This is a genomic window from Streptomyces sp. NPDC107471 (assembly GCF_055582845.1).
In genome coordinates, this window is the sequence record NZ_JBVJPC010000002.1 from 903426 (window position 1) to 923146 (window position 19721).

Here is a 19721-nt window from a genome sequence, read left to right on the forward strand (position 1 = left end):
CGGTCTGGGCCAGCCTACGCCAGCCCTCGGACAAGCCGGATGTCAGGCCGTGTACGCACCGACCAGCAGTCCCGCGTACGCCCCCGCGATCAGGAACGGCCCGAACGGGATCGCCGTCCCGCGCCCCGCCCTGCCCAGCAGGACCAGGACACCGCCGTACAGCGCGCCGAGCAGGAAGCCGGCGAAGGTGCCCAGCAGCACGGTGTCCCAGCCGTACCAGCCGAGGACCGCGCCCGCGCCGAGCGCCAGCTTCACGTCGCCGAAGCCCATGCCGCCGGGGTTGATCCGCCACAGCAGGTAGTAGCCGACGCCCAGGGCGAGGGCGCCGAAGAAGGCGTGCGACCAGGTGCCGGTGTGCTCCGGCACGAAGGAGACCAGCCCGAGCAGCACGAGCGCGGCAGCGGCGAGAGGCAGGGTCAGCGGGTCGGGCAGCCGTCGTACGCGCAGGTCGACGACCGCCAGCAGGACGCCCACGGGGGCGAGCAGCAGCCAGACGGCGATCTCCGGGCGGGTGCCGGTGGCGGCGGCGAGGGCGGCGCAGCCGAGCGCGGTGACGGTGGGCAGGAGCAGGGCCCCGCTGCCGTACGACCGCCGCGTGCCGCAGGTCCGGCACCTCGCCCGGCCGAGCCAGCCCCCCAGGGGGTGTCCGTCGGGACAGGTGTCGCGCCACGGGTGCTCGGGCGGGACGGAGAAGCGGTGGGCGGCGCGGGGCAGCAGAGCGCCCGCGGCCGCTCCCCACAGCGCGGCCACGGCGACGAGCAGCTCCGTCACCGGCCGACCTTCGACATCCGGGCCTCGGGGTATCCCTCCGCCTCGCTCTCCGAGGTGTACTTCAGGTCGTCGCCCACGGTGGTGAGGCGGACCGTGTGGGCGGTGGGGTTGCAGCCGGCGTGGTTGTCCGCGGCGCCGACGGCCGTGGTGACGAGCTCCGTGCCGGTGACCTTCTTCAGGGTGAGGACGTCGGTGCAGACCGCGCCGATCGCGTCGGTCTGCCGGAGGCGGCCCAGCTCCTCGCCGACGCGCACCTTCTTGACGGTGATCCGGAAGGTCCCCATCGGCAGGCTCCCGCCGAGACCCGTGCCCGGGCCCTCCCAGGTGCCGAGGTAACGGGCCGGGACCTCGGACGGGCCGCCCGACGCCTCGCCCGACGCCTCGCCCGACGACGACGGCGAGCCCGGCGGGGAGCCCGACGGGGAGGCGGAGGAGGACGCCGACGGTACGGACGTCGGCGCCGAGGAGTACGCGTCGCTGCCGGGCGGGGAACTCGCCGAGTCGTCGTCGCCGCGCCCGGGCAGCAGGTCGAACACCAGCACCGACCCCACGGTCACGGCCGCCATCGCGCCCGCGACGGCCAGCGCCACGGTGCAACTCAGCCGACGCCCGCGGCCGTTGTCGCTGGACGTGGCGGCCACGGAGACGGAGAGCCTTCCGGGTCCGGACCGCGTGTCCGAGGGCACCACCGTCTCGTGGGGCGCCGCGTCCCGGGGCTCCGGCACGAAGGACCCGGTGGGAGTGCCCGTGGGAGCCGGTGGCACGACCGGATACGCCGGGGGCCCGGTCGCGGGAGCCGGCGGGGCCCCCGGCGACACCAGCGGCATCACCGGCGGCGGCCCGAACGCGCCGACCGGATACGCCGAACCCCCGCCCACCGAAGGACTGCTGAACCCCACCGGCCCCGACGGCTGCTCGCCCACCGCCTCCAGGTTCAACAGCTCCACGGCACTGCGCCCCACCTGCTCCACCAGGGCCCCCGGCAGCCACCCCGCCGCCACCAGCCGGGCCGCGCCCTGCGGAGCCAGCCGGCGGGCCACCTCGCCCGGAGCCGGACGGTCCTGCGCCGACTTGCCCAGGCACTCCTCCACGACGGCCCGCAACTCACCGCTCAGCGAACCGAGTTCCGGCTCCTCGTGGACGACCTTGTAGAGCAGGGAGGCCGAGGAGTCCCCCGGGAAGGGCGGGGCCCCGGTGGCCGCGTACGCCAGGACCGCGCCGAGCGAGAAGACGTCCGCCGCGCCCGACACGCCCTTGCTGAGGATCTGCTCGGGGGACATGTAGCCGGGCGAGCCGATCGAGACCCCCGTCGACGTCAGGGACGCGGTGCCGTCGGTGGCGCGGGCGATGCCGAAGTCGATGAGGAGGGGGCCGTCGACGGTGAGCAGGACGTTGGAGGGCTTCACGTCCCGGTGGACGAGCCCCAGTTCGTGCACGGCGGCGAGCGCCTCGGCCAGCCCGGCGCCCAGGACCCGTACCGAGTGCTCGGGCAGCGGTCCCCCGTCGCTGACCGCCGAGGCCAGGGAGGGACCCGCCGCGAACCCGGTGGCGACCCAGGGCACGGCGGCCTCCGGGTCGGCGTCGAGGACCGGCGCGGTCCAGGCGCCGCCCACTCTGCGCGCCGCGTCCACCTCGCGCCGGAAGCGGGCGCGGAACTCCTCGTCGAGCGCGAAGTGCGGGTGCACGATCTTCACCGCGACCGTGCGGCCCCCCGCACTGCGGCCGAGGTAGACCCGGCCCATGCCACCGGACCCCAGCCGGCCGAGCAGCCGGTAGGGACCCACGACGGTGGGCTCGTCCACTCCCAGCGGCTGCATGCTGCCTCCCCCGTAAGGCCCCAAGGTTCAGATGCAGGTTAGGGCCGAAGCAGTTCCACCTTCACGTCCGCGGGGAAACCCGTGGTGGGTCCGACGCGGCGGGCGAACTCCGTGACCGCGGCCAACTGCGGGTCGCCGAAGCGGAAGTCCAGGGTCGTGAAGTACTTCTCCAGGACCTTCTCGTCGAAGTCCTCCCAGCGGGCGGCCTGTTCGGCGACCTTGCCGACCTCTTCCAGGGAGAGGTTCCGGGAGGCGAGGAAGGCCTCGTGGACCTTGCGGGTGATGACCGGCTCGCGGGCGAGGTAGTCGCGGCGGGCGGCCCAGACCGCGAAGACGAACGGCAGGCCGGTCCACTCCTTCCACAGCGCGCCGAGGTCATGGACCTGGAGGCCGTACTTCGGGCCGTCGAGGAGGTTCGCCCGCAGGGCCGCGTCCCCGATGAGGACGGCGGCCTCCGCCTCCTGCATCATCAGGCTGAGGTCGGGCGGGCAGGTGTAGTAGTCGGGCCGGACGCCGTAGCGGTCGGCGAGGAGGAGCTGGGCGAGACGGACGGAGGTGCGCGAGGTCGACCCGAGGGCCACCCGCGCCCCGTCCAGTTCGTCCAGCGGGACCTGCGAGACGATGACGCAGGACATGACCGGGCCGTCGCAGCCGACGGCGATGTCGGGGAAGGCGACCAGGTCGTCCGCGTTCTTGAGGAACTCGACCAGGGTGATGGGCCCGATGTCGAGATCTCCCTGCACCAGCTTCTCGCTGAGCTTCTCCGGGGTGTCCTTCGTGAGCTCGAAGTCGAGGAGCGTGCCCGTCCTCGCGAGCCCCCAGTACAGGGGCAGGCAGTTCAGGAACTGGATGTGGCCGACGCGCGGCCGGGTGCGAGAATTGTCCACATCGCGACACTAGACCCCTTGGGGTACGCTTCGGACTCCGGCCCCTGGGTCAACGCCTTTGCGATCTTCAAACATCCGGGTGACGTGATCTTGGCCTCTATTGCTTTCGGCTGCCTGCGTGCTAGGCTCGCCGCAAGTTGCAGTTTGGTTTCCCTTGCAGTACAGAGCCTGCGGAGCATGTAACCGCGGGCTCTAGTCGTTTTCAGAAGAATGCAGTTGTGCGGCACTGTTTTCACACTTGCAGGTTCTGGAGCAGGGCAACCCTTTTGGGCCCAAGGAGGGCTTATGGCTACCGGAACCGTGAAGTGGTTCAACGCCGAAAAGGGCTTTGGCTTCATCGCCCAGGAGGGCGGCGGCCCCGACGTCTTCGTCCACTACTCCGCGATCAACGCGAGCGGCTTCCGTTCGCTGGAGGAGAACCAGCAGGTCTCCTTCGACGTGACCCAGGGCCCGAAGGGCCCGCAGGCGGAGAACGTCACCCCCGTCTGAGCGATCCCGTCTCATAGGCGCTCCAGCCTCTGATCCGGACCTGAATGCAGTACCCAAGGAGCCCCGCGCCGCACGGCAGCGGGGCTCCTGCCTTGTCCGCTCCCGCTTTTCACACGTGTTGCATGACGAGCACGAAGGTCGTGCCGGGGTCGAGCGCCTCGTAGGAATGGGCCACGTCTCCGCGGTACGTCATGTAGTCGCCGGGACCCAGCTCGGCCTCCTCGCCGACCGGTCCGGCCTTCACCCGTCCCGAGCTCACGACCAGGTGCTCCACGGTTCCTGGAATGTGCGGCTCCGATTCCCGTACCGCGCCCGGTTCGGCCCGTAGGTGGTAGATGTCCCGGCGCGCCCCGGGCGGGCTGGCCGCGAGCAGGGTGGCCGCGAAGTCGGCCCGCTCCGAGGCCACGGTCGGGCCCTGTCCCGCCCTGACGACCCGTACCGACGACACCGGCGGCTCCACCAGCGTGCTGAACGGCACGCCCAGCGCCACGCCCAGCGCCCACAGCGTCTCCACGCTCGGGTTGCCGCTCGCGGCCTCCAACTGGGACAGCGTGGACTTGGCGATTCCGGCGCGCTTGGCCAGCTCGGAGAGGGAGAGGCCGGCGCGGGTGCGTTCACGGCGGAGCGCGGCGGCGATCCAGTCCAGGGGGCGTTCGGGCATGCTGTTCGCTCCATCGGTACGATCGTTCGCCTTGACGAACATGACTCTTCCCGTCCACTGTAGTGAACATGCGTACGGCAGAGCGAACAGCCTTGGTCCGTGACAGTGCGCTCGTGTGGCTCGCGAGCGGGGTCGTGGGCGTCTCCTTCGGCGCGATCGCCGTGACCGGCGGTCTGCCGGTGTGGGTCCCGGTGGTGATGTCCCTGGTGGTGTACGCGGGCTCCGCGCAGTTCAGTGCGGTGGGCGTGCTGCTGGCCGGGGGCGGTCCGGTCGCCGCGGCGGCCACGGGTCTGTTCCTGAACGCCCGTACGGTCGCCTACGGCCTGGCGGTGGCCGACATCCTCGGCGGGGGCCGCTGGGCGCGGCTGGCCGGGGCGCACCTGGTGACCGACGAGACGGTGGCCTTCGCGCTGGCCCAGCCGGATCCGGCGCGGCGCCGGGCGGCGTTCTGGATCTCCGGACTCGGGCTGTTCGCCGTGTGGAACCTGGGCGTCCTGGCCGGGGCCCTCGCCGGGGGCGCGCTGGGCGACACCGGCACCTACGGGCTGGACGCGGCCTTCCCGGCCGTCCTCGTCGCGCTGGTGCTGCCCGTCCTGCGCGCGGACCCGGCCGTACGGCGTTCCGCGCTGCTCGGCGCCGGACTGGCCCTGGCGGTGACCCCGGCCGTCCCGGCGGGCGTACCGGTGCTGGTGGCACTGGCCGGGCTGGTCCTCCACCGCGGCAGGAGGCCGGCGTGAACGCGACGATCGCCATGATCCTGGCCCTGGCGGTCGGCACGTACGCCTTCCGGCTGGTCGGACCGATGCTGCACGGCCGGGTGGAACTGCCCCCACGGGTCCAGGAGTTGCTGGCCGCGGGCGCCGTGGTCCTCCTGGTGGCCCTGCTGGCGACGGGAGCGCTGACGGAGGGCGGCGGTTTCGCTGGGTGGGCGCGCCCTGCCGGAGTCCTGACAGGGGCCGCACTGGCGTGGCGCAGGGCACCGTTCGTGGTGGTGGTACTGGGCGCAGCCGCGACGACGGCACTTCTACGAGGCCTCGGCCTGCCGTGACCCACCAGGGCCGCGGGGAACTGCGCGACCAGCCCCCGCGCACCCGCACCCACCCACTCAGGAATCACTCCCGTTCAGGCCCCCAAGGAACGGGGGGCGTGGAGGACGGCGAGGGTGTCCTGCCAGGCGGGCTCGCTGAGGAGGGGCCTGAACCGGGTCAGCAGGGCGAGGAGTTCGGGGCCCCATCGCTCGCGGAAGGCGGGGTCCTGGCGGGCGAGGTCGAGTTCGTTGGCGGCGGTGAGCTCGGCGAAGTCCCGGCACCGGAGGGGGTCCGGGGCGTACGTGCGCCCGGTGAACCGGTCCCGGAAGCGGGGCTCCGGCAGGTGCGGGTAGGTCGCCTCGCGGTCGCAGCTCGCGTAGAAGTGCACGATCGCCTCGGCGTCCGGTCCGATGACGGACGCGAGGTCGGTACGCCGGTCGAGCGGGAGCAGGGCGGTCGGGAAGCCGTCGGTGCCGTAGAAGGCGTGGCAGAGGCCGGCGACCCGGAGGTCGGGGCGGGCGTCCCAGAGAGCGAGCCGGACGTGGACGCGTTCGAGGTGGGCGAGGAGGGTGCCGCCGGGATGGTGGACGCGGTCGGCGCCGAGCCGCCGCAACAGGGCGGTGGCTTCTTCCGCAGGGGTCGTCCGCACGGTCACCGAACTCCTCGACGTGCTGCGGTGGTTGGGTCGGCACCCGCTCCTCCCCGGGTGCGGGAGCGGGTTGCCGCCCGGGCCCTGGGGAAATCGTCGTACGCGCACTCGCCCCAGTCAATCCTAAGGATGTGTCGCTGGACCCCAGTGTTAGCTTGGGTGCCATGACCCTCGACGACCTACGGGTGTTCGTGGCCGTGTGCCGGGCGGGCAGCCTCAGCGCGGTGGCCCGGGAGCTGGACTGCACCCAGTCCGCGGTGAGCCAGCACGTGAAGCGGCTGGAGCGGGAGACCGGGGTCGGTCTCCTGGAACGGCAGCCCCGGGGGGTCGTGCCGACGCAGGCGGGGCGGGTGCTGGAGGCCGCCGCCGCGGAGGGGATCGCCGGGCTGGACCTCGCCCTGCGGCGGCTGCGCGAACTGGTCGACGGGGAGAGCGGCTCGGTGCGGGTGGCCACCGGCGCGACGACCGTACGGCACTTCATGTCGGACGCGGTCGTCGCCTTCCGGCAGCGACACCCCCGGGTCAGCCTGGAGTTCCGGACCGAGAGCTCCAGCCGGGCCTGCTTCGACGCGCTGGCCGACAGCAGTCTCGACCTGGCCTGGATCACCCTGGGCCCGCCGGTCCGGGGCGTCGAGCAGCGGCCGGTGATGGAGCTGCCGTGGGTGCTGGCGGTACGGGCCGACGACCCTCTCGCGGAGCGCGCGCACGTGGAGGCGGCCGACCTCTGCGAGCTACGACTGATCCGGCTGCCCCCGAACTCCACCTCCGCCGCCCATCTGGACGCGGCCTGCGCGGAGTTGGGCGTCCGGTTCGCCTTCGACACCAGCGTGGCCGACTGGGACACGGCCCTGCTGCTGGCCGAACTGGGCCTGGGCCGGGCGGTGGTGCCCGCCCTTCCCGGCCTGCCCGTGCCCGGCGACCGGGGCGACCTGCGCCTGGTGCCCCTGCCCGCACTGCGCCCGCTCTCGGTCGGCTGGGCGGTGCGCCGCTGGGACGCGCTGTCGCCGCCGGCCCGGGCGTTCGCGGACACGGTGGCGGACACCTGCCAAAGCTGATCCACGGGCGCGCTGCCCGTCCTCACCCGAGCCCGATCTCGGCCCACACCGTCTTGCCCACGTCCCGCTCCGAGACGCCCCAGGTGCGGGCGAGGAGCGTGACGAGGATCAGCCCCCGGCCGTGCTCACCGTCCTCCTCGCGGCGGAACCGGAGGGCACGGTCCCCCCGCGGGTCGCTCACCTCGATACGGAGCGTGTTCCCCGGGAGCAGGAACAGACGCAGCTCGAAGTCCCGTCCGGGGACCCGGCCGTGGGTCACCGCGTTGGCGGCGAGTTCGGCGACGAGGTGCTGCGCGGTGTCGTTGACCTCGGTGTCATGAGGGTGCCCCCACTCCGCGAGCTGTGCGGCGGTGAGCCTGCGGGCCAGTCGGGCGCCTCGCGGGGTCGCGCTCAGACGCTGGGTCAGTTCGTCGGTGGGGGTGGAAGTTTCGGCGTTCACGTGACTGAGCGTGCTGGGTTGTCTCTACGCTGACCAGGGGCGACTCGGCGACACTGAGTAGCTGTACGGATGCGTGGCGTGTGGTGTACGGGTTGTCGGGCGGGAGGGGTGAAGCGCATGGGTGGGCGGAAGCCGGAGACGCCTGCGGAGGCGGACGGGACGGCGGGGCTCTTCGTCGCGCTGGGCAAGATGGTGCGGCTGCTGCGGGAGCGGAAGGGGCTGACGCAGAAGGAGTTCGGGGAACTGGTGGGGTACGGCCCCGACGCGGTCTCGGCGATGGAGCGGGGCGTACGGACACTCCGGCCGGAGGTCTTGCTGAAGGCGGACGAACTGCTGGACGCGGGGGGCCTGTTGAAGGAGGTCGTCCCCGAGGTCGAGGAGGCGATGACGAAGACACGGACCCGTCATCCGGAGTGGTATCGCAACTACGCCGGGCTGGAGGCGGAGGCGGTGTCGCTCTACGACTACAGCACCATGGGCGTGCTGGGCCTGCTCCAGACGGAGGAGTACGCCCGGGCCGTGTTCACGCAACGGCACCCACCGCTCGACGAGGAGACCATCGACAAGCGTGTCACCGACCGGCTCTCCCGCCAGCAGCTCTTCGAGAAGTGGCCGCCACCGGAATGCAGCTTCGTCCTCGAACAGGCCGTGCTGGAGCGGCCGATCGGCGGTCCGTCGGTGCACGCGGGTCAGCTACGACGGCTGCTGGACCTCGGGCGCATGCGGAACGTCCAGCTTCAGGTGATGCCGACCGCACGGGCAGAACACCCCTGTCTGGACAACTCGTTCACGCTGCTGACCCCGAGGGGCAAGGAGCAGGTTGTGTACATGGAGAGCCAGGGATATCCGCGGCTGATCACTGACCGGGAAGAAGTGCGCATCCTCGCCGCCCGCTATGGGATCATCCGAGCTCAGGCCCTCAACCCGTACGAGTCCCTGGACTTGATCGAGAGGATGCTGGAAGAGCGATGACCATAGAGAAGTTGCACTGGTTCAAGTCGAGCTACAGCAGCGGCGAAGGCGGCCAGTGCCTGGAGGTCGCCGTAGGCCCCGGCACCGTCCACCTCCGCGACTCCAAGCACCCCACCGCCCCTCACCTCACCCTCTCCCCCAGGGCCTGGTCGGCCTTCGTCGCCCGGGCCGCTCAGCGCTCGCGCTCGTAGAGCCCCTCGATCTCGCCCGAGAAGTCCCGCATGACCGCCTCCCGGCGCAGCTTCATCGAGGGGGTCAGATGGCCGGCCGCCTCGGTGAGGTCGGTCGGCAGGACGGCGAAGCGGCGGATGGACTCGGGGCGCGAGACCATCTTGTTCGCCTCGTCCACCGCGCGCTGGAGGACCTGCCGCAACTCCGCGTCGTCGACCAGGAGTTCCGCCGGGACGGGGTGCTTGCCGTTCATCTGGCGCCAGTGGTGGACGCCGTCCATGTCGAGGCTGATCAGGGCCGAGATGTAGGGGCGGCGGTCGCCGAGGACCATGCACTGCGAGATCAGGGGGTGGGAGCGCAGCCAGTTCTCCAGCGGGGCCGGGGCGACGTTCTTGCCGCCGGCCGTGATCAGGATCTCCTTCTTGCGGCCCGTGATCGTCAGATAGCCCTCGTCGTCCAACTGTCCGATGTCACCGGTCGGGAACCAGCCGTCGGCGGAGGCGGGGGCCACCCCCTCGCCGTAGGGGTCCCAGTAGCCGCGGAACACCTGCCCGCCGCTCAGCAGGATCTCGCCGTCCGCCGCGATGCGGACCCGGGTGCCGGGCAGGGGCCAGCCCACCGTGCCCAGGCGGGACTTGAGCGGGGGCGTCACCGTGGCCGCGCCCGTCGACTCGGTCAGGCCGTAGCCCTCGTAGATCTCCATGCCCGCGCCCGCGTAGAAGGCCGCGAGTCGGCGGCCGAGCGGGGAGCCGCCGGAGATGATGTGCCGGATCCGGCCGCCCATGGCGTTGCGGATCCGGCGGAACACCAGCGGGTCGTAGAAGGTGCGGGCCGCCCGCAGGGCCGCCCCCGGGCCGGAGCCGGTGCCCGCGTTGCGGGACTCCGTCGCCTCGCCGTAGCGCACGGCGACATTGGTCGCGCGGTCGAAGACGGCGACCCGGCCGCCGCTCTCCGCCTTGGCGCGGGCGTTGTTGAAGACCTTCTCCAGCATGTAGGGGATCACGAGGAGGAAGGTCGGCTTGAAGCTCGCCAGGTCGGCCAGCAGGTCCTCGGCCTGGAGGCTCGGCGCGTGCCCGAGGCGGACCCGGGCGCGGACGCAGGCGACAGCGACCATGCGGCCGAAGACGTGCGAGATGGGCAGGAAGAGCAGGGTCGCCAGGTCCGCCTCCTCCGACTTCGACTTGAAGACGGGGTAGAGGAGTTCGACCGCGTTGTCGATCTCGGCGAGGAAGTTGCCGTGGCTGAGCACACAGCCCTTGGGGCGGCCGGTGGTGCCGGAGGTGTAGACGACGGTGGCGACCGTGTCCGGGCCCAGCATGCCCCGCCGTACGCCGATCTCCTGTTCCGGGACGGCCCGGCCGAGCTCGGCCAGCCGGTCCACATGGCCCTTCTCCATGACCCACATGTGGCGCAGGTCGGGCAGGCGGCTGAGCTCGGGGCCGAGGGCGGCGGCCTGGGCGGCCGTCTCCGTGACCAGGGCGACCGCGCCGGAGTCCTGGAGGATGAACCGGGTCTGGAAGACGGAGGACGTGGGGTAGATGGGGACCGTCACCAGGCCCGCGGCCCAGGCGGCGAAGTCCAGGAGCGTCCACTCGTACGTCGTACGCGCCATGATCGCGACCCGGTCGCCCGGCATCAGGCCCTCGGAGATCAGGCCCTTGGCCGTCGCCAGCACCTGCTGGGCGAACTCGGCCGCCGTGAGGTCGATCCAGCGGCCGTCCTCGGTGCGGCGGCTCATCACCCGCTGCTCCGGCGCCGCCTCCGCGTTGTCGAACGGCAGGTCGGCCAGCGAGCCGTGGGTCACCGGCGGCACCAGCGGCGGCACCGACACCTCGCGGACCTCACCGTCCAGCCGCACGATCTCTGGTTCCACGAGCACGGGTGCGCCGTCGTAGTCGTGGCCGGACACGTACGAGAGGGACATGGTCAGCTCCTGGGACGTGCAGCTCGGTACCGCTCCGCTGCATGAGGTACGCAGGGGACGTACCGGGGCGTTCACCCGCGAGTGCGCCGGGAAGGGTTACCAGGGGTAGGACGGTGATCCTAAGTGGCTCAAGTGGCGACTCTGTGCGGGTTCGTTGATGGTCCGGAGCCAGGACTGTGCAATGTCGACCGCAAAGTGAGAATTTGTCAGCTATCCGCTCCAGGGCCTAGGGCCGCTCCAGGATCGCCGTCACCCCCTGGCCGCCCGCCGCGCACACCGAGATCAGGCCGCGGCCCGGGCCCTTTCGCTCGGCCAGCAGTTGCGCGAGCGTGGCGACGATCCGCGCCCCGGTCGCCGCGAAGGGGTGCCCGGTGGCGAGCGAGGACCCGGTGACGTTGAGCCGCGCCCGGTCGACGGGGGCCAGGCCCCGCTTCTCCCAGGCGGCGAGGGTCGCCAGGACCTGGGAGGCGAAGGCCTCGTGGATCTCGACCAGGTCGAAGTCCTCGATCCCGAGCCCGGCCCGCTCCAGCATTTGGGGGACGGCGTGGGCGGGGGCCATGAGCAGCCCGTCCTCCCCCTGGGCCACATCCCCTCGCACGAAGTCCACGGCCGCCGTCTCGTACGCCGTGAGGTAGGCCAGCACCTCCAGGCCGCGCGCCTCGGCCCACTCCTGCGACGCCAGCAGCACGACCGCCGCGCCGTCCGTCAGCGGGGTGGAGTTCCCGGCCGTCATGGTCGGTTCGGGGTCCTTGAGGCCGAACACCGGCTTGAGCGCGGCGAGTTTGGCGGCCGTCGAGTCGGGGCGGAGGTTCTGGTCGCGGGCCAGGCCCCGGAAGGGGACCACCAGGTCCTCGAAGAAGCCGCGCTCGTAGGCCGCCGCGAGTCGCTGGTGGCTCGTGGCCGCCAGTTCGTCCTGGGCCTCGCGGCTCACGCCCCACACCCGGGCGGTGACGGCGGCGTGCTCCCCCATCGACAGACCGGTGCGGGGCTCGGCGTTGCGCGGGATGTCGGGCACGAGGTGGGCGGGACGGATGCGGGCGAGCGCCTTGAGGCGGGCGCCGGCCGACTTCGCGCGCCGGGCCTCCAGCAGGATGCGGCGCAGGTCGTCGTTGACACCGAGGGGCGCGTCGCTAGCGGTGTCCGCGCCGCCCGCGATCGCGGACTCGGTCTGGCCGAGGGCGATCTTGTTGGCGGCGGCGATGACGGCCTGGAGTCCGGTCCCGCACGCCTGCTGGATGTCGTAGGCAGGGGTGCGCGGGTCCAGTTTCGAGCCGAGGGCCGTCTCACGGGCGAGGTTGAAGTCCCGGGCGTGCTTGAGGACGGCACCGGCGACGAACTCCCCGACCGCGCCCGGTTCCTGGAGCCCCTCGCGCTCCACGAGGGCGTCGAGGGCGGCGGTGAGCATCTCCTGGTTGGAGGCGGTGGCGTACGGGCCGTCCGAGCGGGCGAAGGGGACACGGGTCCCGGCGACGATCGCCACACGCCGGGCCACCGGCGGCTCCAGGGGGCTCATTTTTCCACCAGCTCCTCACCACGGACATCGGCTTACCTACGGTAACCTTACTCCAGAGTAAGGAATCTGCGACCGACCCGGGAGATGGACATGGCCGACCGCTATCTGAGCTTCACCGGTACCGCGCCGGGTCGGTTCCTCACCCGGCGCCTCGGGCTTCCGCAACCGGCGGCGCTGCGCCGCTGGTCACCGGAGTCCCCCGGGTTCGAGGGCGGGGTGCTGCACCTCACGGCCGGCAAGTCGGAGCTCTCCGGGCCGGAGTTCCCGGCCCCGTCGGACACGCCCGCCGCGGTCCTCCTCGACGCCACCGGGGTGCGGGACGTCGAAGGACTCGCCGAGGTCCACGCGGCCCTGCACCCGGTCGTGCGCTCGGTCGCCGCGAGCGGACGGGTCGTCGTCCTCGGCGCACCGCTCGATCCCGCCGACCACCACCAGGCCGCCGCCCAGCAGGCCCTGGAGGGGTTCACCCGCTCGCTCGGCAAGGAGATCGGGCGGGGCCGCACGGTCAACCTCGTCCGGCTGACCGACGCGTCCGCCGCCGAGTCGACCCTGCGGTTCCTGCTCTCCCCCAAGTCGGCGTACGTCAGCGGCCAGGTGATCGAGGTCGGGCAGCCGCAGGAGGCCGAGTTCGACCGGGACCTGCCGCTCGCCGGGCGGACGGCCCTGGTGACCGGCGGGGCGCGGGGCATCGGCGCGGCGGTCGCCGAGACCCTGGCGAGGGACGGGGCGCGGGTGGTCGTACTGGACGTGCCGGGGGCGGCGGCGGACGCGGAGCGGCTGGCCGGGCGGCTCGGGGGCAGCGCCCTCGCGCTGGACATCACGGCTCCGGACGCGGGCGCGCGGATCGCCGAGGCGCTGCCCGACGGCCTGGACGTGCTCATCCACAACGCGGGCGTCACCCGGGACCGGCGTTTGGTCAACATGCCCGCGGAGCGCTGGAGTTCGGTGCTCGACGTGAACCTGGCGAGCGTGCTGCGCACGACGGACGCGCTGCTGGGGACGGGCACGCTGCGGCGGGGCGCGCGGATCGTCGCCACCGCGTCCATCGCGGGGCTCGCCGGCAATGCCGGGCAGACGAACTACGGCGCGAGCAAGGCCGGTGTCGTCGGACTGGTGCGCTCCCTGGCACCCCGGGCGCTTGCCGAGCACGGGGTCACGGTGAACGCCGTCGCCCCGGGATTCATCGAGACGAAGATGACGGCGGCGATCCCGCTGTTCATCCGGGAGGCGGGCCGCCGCATGAACTCCCTGGGACAGGGCGGACTGCCCGTCGACGTGGCCGAGACGACGGCCTGGCTGGCCCACCCCGCCTCCGGCGCGGTGAACGGCCAGGTCGTGCGGGTGTGCGGCCAGAGCCTGTTGGGGGCGTAGTGGGGACGTACTCCGACGGCACCCGGGCCGAGCAGTCGTACGGCCACCCGCGGACCGTCCTCGACCGGCCCCCCTCCCTCCTCCCGCTCCTCGCGCGGGGCGCCCTGCGCTCCCCCTTCAAGCGGCCCTCGGCCACCGCGGACTTCCCCCGGACCCGCCTCGTGCTGCCCGGGCTGCGCGTGGACCTCGCGCGGCTGGCCGCCTACGAGCGGGTGTGCGGGTTCCCCACCGGGGAGGACGCGCTGCCGGTGACGTACCCGCACGTGCTGGGCTTCCCCCTGGCCATGAGCCTGATGAGCGGACGCGACTTCCCGCTGCCGCTGCTCGGACTGGTGCACACCTCGATCGAGATCACCCGCCACCGGGAGCTCACCGCGTCCGGCACGTACGAACTCACCGTGTACGTCGACGCGTTGGCACCGCACCGACGCGGCACCGAGGTCGCGGTCGTCACCGAGCTCCGGACGGGCGAGGACGTCGTGTGGGAGTCGGTGAGCACCTACCTGGCACGGCACCGCACGTCGGAGGCCGACGCTCAGCGGGACCGGGACCGGAACCGGGACCGGCACCGGGACCAGGGCAGGCACGGGCCGCTGCCCGAGGTCGCCCGGTGGCGGCTGGCCGGGGACATCGGACGGCGTTACGCCGCCGCGTCCGGCGACCGCAACCCGATCCACCTGTACCCGCTCACGGCCCGCCTCTTCGGCTTCAAGAGGGCCATCGCGCACGGCATGTGGACGGCGGCCCGCTGTCTGGCCGCGCACGGCACGCCCCCGGCGGCGCTGGTGCTGGCCGAGTTCCGGGCGCCGGTACTGCTGCCCGGGACGGTGACCTACGCGGCGGACGGAGAGCGCTTCGAACTGTGCGACGGGGAGCGCGTGCACGTCACCGGGGGCGTGTACCCGGTGGGCGGCGACGCCCCGGAGGGCGCCGCTAGCTGACGTGGACGGGGGCGCTCCCGGACGGCGCGTCCTGGAGCGTCCACGGCCGGCCCTCCATGAGGTTGCCGAGTCCGGCCCACGCGAAGTTCATCAGGGTCGCCGCGGACTGCCTCGCCGTCACGCCCGGGGTGGCGTTGGCCCAGGCGGCCAGGGACTCGGCGGCGCCCACGAGCGCCTCGGCGAGCCCGGCGACCTCACGCTCGGGCAGGTCCGGGTCCCGGTGGGCCTCGCGGGCCGCGACCACGATCAGATGGGTCACGAACGCGACGATCTCCTCGCGCATCGCGGTGACCTCGGCGGCGAACGCCTCACCGTGGATACGGGCCTGGAGGTGCAGCACGGACCAGCCGTGCGGGTTCTGCGAGGTGTGGGTGAAGAACGCCAGCAGGCCGTCCCAGAGCTGACGGTCGGCCGCAAGACCGGTCGCCACGCCCGTCCGCACGGCCTCGGTGAGCGCGGCCGCCTCCCGGCGGATGCACGCGGTGAAGAGGTCTTCCTTGGAGTTCAGGTACAGGTAGACCAACGGCTTGGACACACCGGCGAGTTCGGCGATCTCGTCCATCGAGGCGGCCATGTAGCCGCGCCGCCCGAAGGTCTCCACGGCGGCGTCCAGCATCTGCTGCTCCCGCACGGCACGCGGCATGCGCTTGCTCTTCACGACACCCATGCCCAAAGCCTACGGTCACGCGGGCACGGCGGCGGGGGCGTTGGGCTCAGGAGGTCTGCGGAGCCTGTCCCTGGGCGGGGGCGCTCTCGTCGGCGGCCTCGTCCTCCTGGCTGCGGTTCGCCTCCAGGTTGGCCTTCATCCGGTCGACCCGCTGCACGACCTGGACGGAGGCGCGGTCGCGCTCCTTGCGCAGGACCACGAAGCTGATGGGGGCCGAGAGCAGCAGGGAGAGCAGGACGATCCACATGCCGTTGGAGTCGCCGAGGCCGCGCGGGGCGAGGCCGGAGTAGACGAGGCCCCAGACGACCACGAGGCAGCCCACGAAGATCCCGAGGCGCATCAGCGTGTAGCGGAGCATGTCAATCCACTCTTCCGGTTCCTAAAAGGGACACCGTCCAGTGAAGCACGCCGGGCACCCGATCTTCGACGGGGGTCAGCCGAGCGGCAGCAGCATGATCACGTCGTCGCGGTCGTCCCCGGGAGCGACCCGTATGGCGTCGGGTATGCGGCCGACCTCCTTGTAGCCGCAGGAGCCGTAGAAGCGCTCCAAGCCGAGGCCGCCGCGGCAGGTGAGCCGTACCGCCTCGATGCCGTCGAGTCCGCGGGCCGCGTCGGCGGCGGCGGCGAGCAGGTCACGGCCGTAGCCCCGGCCCTGGTGGCGGGGGTGGACCATCACCGTGTAGAGCCACAGCCAGTGGGTCATCAGCCGGTGCGTGTTGAGGGTGAGGAACGCGGTGGCGGCCACCCGGCCGTCCGTGTCGTGTCCGACGAGCAGCCGGGTGCGGCCGTCCGCCATCGCCGCGAAGTGCTTCACCAGCTCGGGACGTATGGTCTCGCGCTCCACGGGCGCGACGAAACCGACGGCACCGCCCGCGTTGCTGACGTCCGTCCAGAGGTCGAGCAGGCCGTCCCGCAGGGCGGGAGTGACGGCCGGGTCGAGAGTAAAGGTAAGGGACACAACAGCATCGTAAGCCTTACGCCAATGCGTGTGGTCCCGCCTCGTAGGCGTCCTCGGGTGCCTTCTCGGCCATACGCCCCGAGTACCCACCCAGGGGCGCGGGGAACTGCGCGACCAGCCCCCACGCACCCGCCGCCGAAATTCAGACCCCGCCGCCTTCTGAGGCATGCGGGCCGAGGACCCACCCCAGGGGCGCGGGGAACTGCGCACAACGCCCGCCCCCGCGCACCCGCGGCCGGAATTCAGACCCGCATCGGCTGAGGAGACTCCCGACGCCCCGCGTCCGGCCCGTCGTACTCCCGGATGATCTCGTACCGGGTGTTCCGCTCCACCGGCCGGAAGCCCGCGTCCCGGATCAGGTCCAGCAGGTCCTCGCGGGTCAGCTTGTTCGGCGTGCCGTAGTTGTCGGCGTCGTGGGTGATCTTGTACTCGACGACCGAGCCGTCCATGTCGTCCGCGCCGTGCTGGAGGGCGAGCTGGGCGGTCTGGACGCCGTGCATGACCCAGAAGACCTTGACGTGCGGGACGTTGTCGAACAGCAGCCTGGAGACCGCGAAGGTCTTCAGGGCCTCCGCGCCCGTCGCCATCCGGGTCCGCGCCTGGAGCCGGTTCCTGACCTTGCCGTCCTTCACGTCCACGAAGTCGTGCTGGTAACGCAGCGGGATGAAGACCTGGAAACCGCCGGTCTCGTCCTGGAGCTCCCGCAGGCGCAGGACGTGGTCCACGCGGTGCCGCGGCTCCTCGATGTGGCCGTACAGCATGGTGCTCGGGGTCTTCAGACCCTTCTCGTGCGCCAGGCGGTGGATCCGGGACCAGTCCTCCCAGTGGGTGCGGTGGTCCACGATGTGCTGCCGGACCTCCCAGTCGAAGATCTCCGCGCCGCCGCCGGTCAGCGACTCCAGACCGGCGTCGATCAGCTCGTCGAGGATCTCGGAGGCCGACAGACCCGAGATCGTCTCGAAGTGGTGGATCTCGGTGGCCGTGAACGCCTTCAGGGACACGCCGGGCAGCGCCGCCTTCAGCTCCCGCAGCGACCGCGGGTAGTAGCGCCACGGCAGGTTCGGGTGCAGGCCGTTGACGATGTGCAGCTCGGTGAGGTTCTCGCCCTCCATCGCCTTGGCGAGCTTCACCGCCTCCTCGATGCGCATCGTGTACGCGTCCTTCTCGCCCGGCTTGCGCTGGAAGGAGCAGTAGGCGCAGGACGCCGTGCACACGTTGGTCATGTTGAGGTGGCGGTTGACGTTGAAGTGGACGACGTCGCCGTTCTTCCGCGTCCGCACCTCGTGCGCGAGTCCGCCCAGCCATGCCAGGTCGTCCGACTCGTACAGCGCGATGCCGTCCTCACGGGTCAGCCGCTCACCGGCCCTGACCTTCTCCTCCAGCTCGCGCTTGAGCCCGACGTCCATGGGGGTCACACCTTTCTCCGACGACTGCGACAACCGTACGTCCCCGCCTCTACGCTTCTTCGGGCAGCTCTCCGACCCGGTTCTCCCACTTCGTGGAGAGCACGATCGTGGTACGGGTCCGGGAGACCCCCTCGGTCCCGGACAGCCGCCGGATGATCTTCTCCAGGCCGTCCACGTCCGGTGCCCGGACCTTCAGCATGTACGAGTCGTCGCCCGCGATGAACCAGCAGTCCTCGATCTCGGTGAGGTCCCGCAGCCGCCGCGCCACGTCCTCGTGGTCCACGGCGTCGGACAGCGAGATGCCGATCAGCGCGGTGACGCCGAGGCCGAGCGAGGCGGCGTCGACGGTGGCGCGATAACCGGTGATGACACCGGCCGCCTCCAGCCGGTTGATGCGGTCGGTGACACTGGGTCCCGACAGACCGACGAGGCGCCCCAGCTCAGCGTAGGAGGCCCGGCCGTTCTCCCTCAGGGCCTGGATGAGCTGCCTGTCCACCGCGTCCATGGGATCGAAGCCTTCCGCTGAAAAGTGCCTGAAGTGATGAGAGGTACTGCCGGTACTGCCACTTGCCTACTGACCCGAGGTTCCGCCGCCCAGCTCGCCCCGCCAGCGCCGGTACAGGTCGTGCCCCACGCCCGCCGCGTCCAGCACCCGCCCGGCGACGAAGTCCACCAGGTCCTGGATGTGGGTGGCGCCCGCGTAGAAGCCCGGCGAGGCCGGCACCACGCTCGCGCCGGCGTCGTCGAGCGCGACGAGATGCCGCAGGGTCTGGCCGTTCAGAGGAGTCTCCCGCACGGCCACGACCAGCGGCCGCCGCTCCTTCAGCGTGACGCTCGCGGCCCGCTGGAGCAGGTCCTTGGAGAGGCCGAGGGCGACTCCGGCGACGCACGCGGTGGAGGCGGGGACGATCAGCATCCCCTTGCTCGGGTACGACCCCGAGGACGGCCCCGCGGCCAGGTCCCCGGCGGCCCAGTACCGCACGGCGTCGGTGTCCACGTCGAAGGCCGGCTTGCCGTCGGCCCCGCGGCACAGCCATTCCCGCAGGTCCTCGCGCCAGTGCGCGTCCCGGAAGGAGATGCCCGTCTCGTCGAGGAGGGTGAGCCGCGAGGCGCGGGAGACCACCAGGTCGACGCTCTCACCGGCGGCGAGCAGCGCACGTAGCACCGACGCGGCATACGGGGTGCCGGAGGCGCCGGACACCCCTACGATCCAAGGCGTACGCCGCGTCTCTCCTGGCTTGACTGGGTTCACACCCCCGAGCCTATCCGGCGTCACCGGGTGGGAACCGGCCAAGGGGGTCGGGGCGTTCCTGTGAGGGGATGGGGGTTGCCATGACGGGCGATGAACTCGAGTGGTCGCGCGGGGACCGGGCGAAGGCCGCGGCCAAGCTGATGGTGGGCTGGGTCGCGCTGCTGTGGTTGCTCGAAGCGGTCGACGTGGCGAGCGGGCACGCTCTGGACGGCCTCGGCATCACGCCCCGCACCCCGTCCGAGCTGGTCGACGTCGTGCCGGCCGCCTTCGTCCACTTCGGCTTCACCCACGTGGCCGCGAACAGCGTCCCGCTGCTGGTGATGGGCTTCCTCGCGGCCCTCGGCGGGCTGCGCCGGTTCGCCGCCGTGTGCGCCCTGATCATCGTGGCCGACGGTCTGGGCGTCTGGCTCGTCGCCCCGGCCCACAGCAACACAGCGGGCGCGTCGGGCCTGATCTTCGGCCTGTTCGGCTACCTGGTGGTGACGGGCTTCGTCGAGCGCAGACCGCTGGGCGTCCTGGTGGGCCTCCTGGTCGCGGCGGTCTGGGGCACCTCGATCCTGATGGGCCTGGCACCGACACAGTCCGGGGTGAGCTGGCAGGGCCACCTGCTGGGCCTGGTGGCGGGAGTGGGAACAGCGTTCGCGTTCAAACGCCGATCGCCCGCGACTCCTTAGGGGCGCGGGGAACTGCGCGAGCGACCCCCACGCGCCGCAGCCCGCGACGAACCTGGGGGCCCGCCGCAGTGCCGCC

At 72.1% G+C, this 19721-nt stretch carries 23 protein-coding genes; 9 read left to right on the forward strand and 14 right to left on the reverse strand.

The genetic code is table 11. The annotated features are described in order from the left end of the window. Positions 1 to 42 precede the first annotated feature (42 nt). The 3 genes from ACZ66S_RS09035 to ACZ66S_RS09045 are packed head-to-tail and all read right to left on the reverse strand — an operon-like array spanning position 43 to position 3475. Positions 43 to 771 (reverse strand): prepilin peptidase, encoded by a 729-nt coding sequence (locus tag ACZ66S_RS09035; protein ID WP_469900714.1) that lies wholly within the window; start codon positions 769 to 771, stop codon positions 43 to 45. After that, positions 768 to 2588 (reverse strand): serine/threonine-protein kinase, encoded by a 1821-nt coding sequence (locus ACZ66S_RS09040; RefSeq protein WP_469900716.1) that lies wholly within the window; start codon positions 2586 to 2588, stop codon positions 768 to 770. The genes ACZ66S_RS09035 and ACZ66S_RS09040 overlap by 4 nt, the downstream gene beginning before the upstream one ends. A gap of 38 nt (positions 2589 to 2626) precedes the next feature. After that, complete coding sequence (locus ACZ66S_RS09045; protein ID WP_469900718.1) at positions 2627 to 3475, reverse strand: menaquinone biosynthetic enzyme MqnA/MqnD family protein; 849 nt, start codon at positions 3473 to 3475, stop codon at positions 2627 to 2629. Positions 3476 to 3760: 285 nt separating this feature from the next. On the opposite strand from ACZ66S_RS09045, the gene ACZ66S_RS09050 reads away from it, so the two are divergent. Then, a complete protein-coding gene (locus ACZ66S_RS09050) occupies positions 3761 to 3964 on the forward strand; it encodes a cold-shock protein (protein ID WP_003992177.1) in 204 nt (67 codons plus the stop codon). A gap of 109 nt (positions 3965 to 4073) precedes the next feature. Here ACZ66S_RS09050 and ACZ66S_RS09055 read toward each other — a convergent pair whose 3' ends face one another. Further along, on the reverse strand, positions 4074 to 4625 hold the full coding sequence (locus ACZ66S_RS09055; RefSeq protein ID WP_469900719.1) for a helix-turn-helix domain-containing protein: 552 nt from the start codon (positions 4623 to 4625) through the stop codon (positions 4074 to 4076). 68 nt (positions 4626 to 4693) lie between these two features. Between ACZ66S_RS09055 and ACZ66S_RS09060 the strand changes: the two genes are divergently transcribed. After that, on the forward strand, positions 4694 to 5362 hold the full coding sequence (locus tag ACZ66S_RS09060; RefSeq protein WP_469900721.1) for an AzlC family ABC transporter permease: 669 nt from the start codon (positions 4694 to 4696) through the stop codon (positions 5360 to 5362). A 14-nt stretch (positions 5363 to 5376) separates the two neighbouring features. Next, entirely contained in the window at positions 5377 to 5673 is a 297-nt protein-coding gene (locus ACZ66S_RS09065; RefSeq protein ID WP_469900909.1) for an AzlD domain-containing protein, read from the forward strand. Positions 5674 to 5747: 74 nt separating this feature from the next. Here ACZ66S_RS09065 and ACZ66S_RS09070 read toward each other — a convergent pair whose 3' ends face one another. Next, complete coding sequence (locus ACZ66S_RS09070) at positions 5748 to 6302, reverse strand: DUF6817 domain-containing protein (RefSeq protein ID WP_469900722.1); 555 nt, start codon at positions 6300 to 6302, stop codon at positions 5748 to 5750. A gap of 164 nt (positions 6303 to 6466) precedes the next feature. Here ACZ66S_RS09070 and ACZ66S_RS09075 point away from each other — a divergent pair, with 164 nt between their 5' ends. Then, entirely contained in the window at positions 6467 to 7357 is an 891-nt protein-coding gene (locus ACZ66S_RS09075) for a LysR family transcriptional regulator (protein ID WP_469900724.1), read from the forward strand. A gap of 22 nt (positions 7358 to 7379) precedes the next feature. Here ACZ66S_RS09075 and ACZ66S_RS09080 read toward each other — a convergent pair whose 3' ends face one another. Then, positions 7380 to 7796: an ATP-binding protein gene (locus ACZ66S_RS09080; protein ID WP_469900725.1), complete on the reverse strand. Its 417-nt coding sequence runs from the start codon at positions 7794 to 7796 to the stop codon at positions 7380 to 7382. Positions 7797 to 7913: 117 nt separating this feature from the next. Between ACZ66S_RS09080 and ACZ66S_RS09085 the strand changes: the two genes are divergently transcribed. Then, positions 7914 to 8768, forward strand: a complete 855-nt coding sequence (locus ACZ66S_RS09085) for a helix-turn-helix domain-containing protein (protein WP_469900727.1) — start codon at positions 7914 to 7916, stop codon at positions 8766 to 8768. After that, entirely contained in the window at positions 8765 to 8959 is a 195-nt protein-coding gene (locus ACZ66S_RS09090; protein ID WP_469900729.1) for a DUF397 domain-containing protein, read from the forward strand. Before ACZ66S_RS09085 ends, ACZ66S_RS09090 begins: the two co-directional genes overlap by 4 nt. On the opposite strand, the gene ACZ66S_RS09095 is transcribed toward ACZ66S_RS09090, so the two are convergent. After that, positions 8941 to 10863 (reverse strand): AMP-dependent synthetase/ligase, encoded by a 1923-nt coding sequence (locus ACZ66S_RS09095; protein WP_469900731.1) that lies wholly within the window; start codon positions 10861 to 10863, stop codon positions 8941 to 8943. The genes ACZ66S_RS09090 and ACZ66S_RS09095 overlap by 19 nt on opposite strands. A 226-nt stretch (positions 10864 to 11089) precedes the next feature. Next, the gene (locus ACZ66S_RS09100) at positions 11090 to 12376 is read right to left on the reverse strand and encodes an acetyl-CoA C-acetyltransferase (protein ID WP_469900732.1); all 1287 of its coding nucleotides are present in this window, start codon (positions 12374 to 12376) and stop codon (positions 11090 to 11092) included. A 90-nt stretch (positions 12377 to 12466) separates the two neighbouring features. On the opposite strand from ACZ66S_RS09100, the gene ACZ66S_RS09105 reads away from it, so the two are divergent. Beyond that, complete coding sequence (locus ACZ66S_RS09105) at positions 12467 to 13747, forward strand: 3-oxoacyl-ACP reductase (protein WP_469900734.1); 1281 nt, start codon at positions 12467 to 12469, stop codon at positions 13745 to 13747. Next, positions 13747 to 14688 (forward strand): MaoC family dehydratase, encoded by a 942-nt coding sequence (locus tag ACZ66S_RS09110; protein ID WP_469900735.1) that lies wholly within the window; start codon positions 13747 to 13749, stop codon positions 14686 to 14688. The genes ACZ66S_RS09105 and ACZ66S_RS09110 overlap by 1 nt, the downstream gene beginning before the upstream one ends. Here ACZ66S_RS09110 and ACZ66S_RS09115 read toward each other — a convergent pair. The 6 genes from ACZ66S_RS09115 to ACZ66S_RS09140 all read right to left on the reverse strand — a co-directional run bounded on the left by ACZ66S_RS09115 (position 14681) and on the right by ACZ66S_RS09140 (position 18971). Then, entirely contained in the window at positions 14681 to 15355 is a 675-nt protein-coding gene (locus ACZ66S_RS09115; protein ID WP_469900736.1) for a TetR/AcrR family transcriptional regulator, read from the reverse strand. The genes ACZ66S_RS09110 and ACZ66S_RS09115 overlap by 8 nt on opposite strands. A gap of 46 nt (positions 15356 to 15401) precedes the next feature. Then, complete coding sequence (locus tag ACZ66S_RS09120; protein ID WP_469900737.1) at positions 15402 to 15713, reverse strand: DUF4229 domain-containing protein; 312 nt, start codon at positions 15711 to 15713, stop codon at positions 15402 to 15404. 75 nt (positions 15714 to 15788) lie between these two features. Then, a complete protein-coding gene (locus tag ACZ66S_RS09125; RefSeq protein WP_469900738.1) occupies positions 15789 to 16313 on the reverse strand; it encodes a GNAT family N-acetyltransferase in 525 nt (174 codons plus the stop codon). A gap of 242 nt (positions 16314 to 16555) precedes the next feature. After that, positions 16556 to 17719: an aminofutalosine synthase MqnE gene (gene mqnE, locus ACZ66S_RS09130; protein WP_469900739.1), complete on the reverse strand. Its 1164-nt coding sequence runs from the start codon at positions 17717 to 17719 to the stop codon at positions 16556 to 16558. Positions 17720 to 17768: 49 nt separating this feature from the next. Beyond that, on the reverse strand, positions 17769 to 18224 hold the full coding sequence (locus ACZ66S_RS09135) for an Lrp/AsnC family transcriptional regulator (protein ID WP_037720768.1): 456 nt from the start codon (positions 18222 to 18224) through the stop codon (positions 17769 to 17771). A gap of 66 nt (positions 18225 to 18290) precedes the next feature. Continuing rightward, positions 18291 to 18971 (reverse strand): UbiX family flavin prenyltransferase, encoded by a 681-nt coding sequence (locus tag ACZ66S_RS09140; RefSeq protein ID WP_469900740.1) that lies wholly within the window; start codon positions 18969 to 18971, stop codon positions 18291 to 18293. 80 nt (positions 18972 to 19051) lie between these two features. Between ACZ66S_RS09140 and ACZ66S_RS09145 the strand changes: the two genes are divergently transcribed. Beyond that, on the forward strand, positions 19052 to 19645 hold the full coding sequence (locus ACZ66S_RS09145) for a rhomboid family intramembrane serine protease (RefSeq protein WP_469900741.1): 594 nt from the start codon (positions 19052 to 19054) through the stop codon (positions 19643 to 19645). Positions 19646 to 19721: the final 76 nt, after the last annotated feature.

What these genes read in the sequence shown, in the direction of transcription:
- ACZ66S_RS09090 (WP_469900729.1), top strand. Translation starts at nt 8,765, where the DNA reads ATGACCATAGAGAAGTTGCACTGGTTCAAGTCGAGCTACAGCAGCGGC.
- mqnE (WP_469900739.1), bottom strand. Translation starts at nt 17,719, where the DNA reads ATGGACGTCGGGCTCAAGCGCGAGCTGGAGGAGAAGGTCAGGGCCGGT.
- ACZ66S_RS09065 (WP_469900909.1), top strand. Translation starts at nt 5,377, where the DNA reads ATGATCCTGGCCCTGGCGGTCGGCACGTACGCCTTCCGGCTGGTCGGA.
- ACZ66S_RS09115 (WP_469900736.1), bottom strand. Translation starts at nt 15,355, where the DNA reads ATGGGTGTCGTGAAGAGCAAGCGCATGCCGCGTGCCGTGCGGGAGCAG.
- ACZ66S_RS09100 (WP_469900732.1), bottom strand. Translation starts at nt 12,376, where the DNA reads ATGAGCCCCCTGGAGCCGCCGGTGGCCCGGCGTGTGGCGATCGTCGCC.
- ACZ66S_RS09060 (WP_469900721.1), top strand. Translation starts at nt 4,694, where the DNA reads ATGCGTACGGCAGAGCGAACAGCCTTGGTCCGTGACAGTGCGCTCGTG.
- ACZ66S_RS09075 (WP_469900724.1), top strand. Translation starts at nt 6,467, where the DNA reads ATGACCCTCGACGACCTACGGGTGTTCGTGGCCGTGTGCCGGGCGGGC.
- ACZ66S_RS09145 (WP_469900741.1), top strand. Translation starts at nt 19,052, where the DNA reads ATGACGGGCGATGAACTCGAGTGGTCGCGCGGGGACCGGGCGAAGGCC.
- ACZ66S_RS09095 (WP_469900731.1), bottom strand. Translation starts at nt 10,863, where the DNA reads ATGTCCCTCTCGTACGTGTCCGGCCACGACTACGACGGCGCACCCGTG.
- ACZ66S_RS09050 (WP_003992177.1), top strand. Translation starts at nt 3,761, where the DNA reads ATGGCTACCGGAACCGTGAAGTGGTTCAACGCCGAAAAGGGCTTTGGC.
- ACZ66S_RS09055 (WP_469900719.1), bottom strand. Translation starts at nt 4,625, where the DNA reads ATGCCCGAACGCCCCCTGGACTGGATCGCCGCCGCGCTCCGCCGTGAA.
- ACZ66S_RS09105 (WP_469900734.1), top strand. Translation starts at nt 12,467, where the DNA reads ATGGCCGACCGCTATCTGAGCTTCACCGGTACCGCGCCGGGTCGGTTC.
- ACZ66S_RS09040 (WP_469900716.1), bottom strand. Translation starts at nt 2,588, where the DNA reads ATGCAGCCGCTGGGAGTGGACGAGCCCACCGTCGTGGGTCCCTACCGG.
- ACZ66S_RS09120 (WP_469900737.1), bottom strand. Translation starts at nt 15,713, where the DNA reads ATGCTCCGCTACACGCTGATGCGCCTCGGGATCTTCGTGGGCTGCCTC.
- ACZ66S_RS09135 (WP_037720768.1), bottom strand. Translation starts at nt 18,224, where the DNA reads ATGGACGCGGTGGACAGGCAGCTCATCCAGGCCCTGAGGGAGAACGGC.
- ACZ66S_RS09085 (WP_469900727.1), top strand. Translation starts at nt 7,914, where the DNA reads ATGGGTGGGCGGAAGCCGGAGACGCCTGCGGAGGCGGACGGGACGGCG.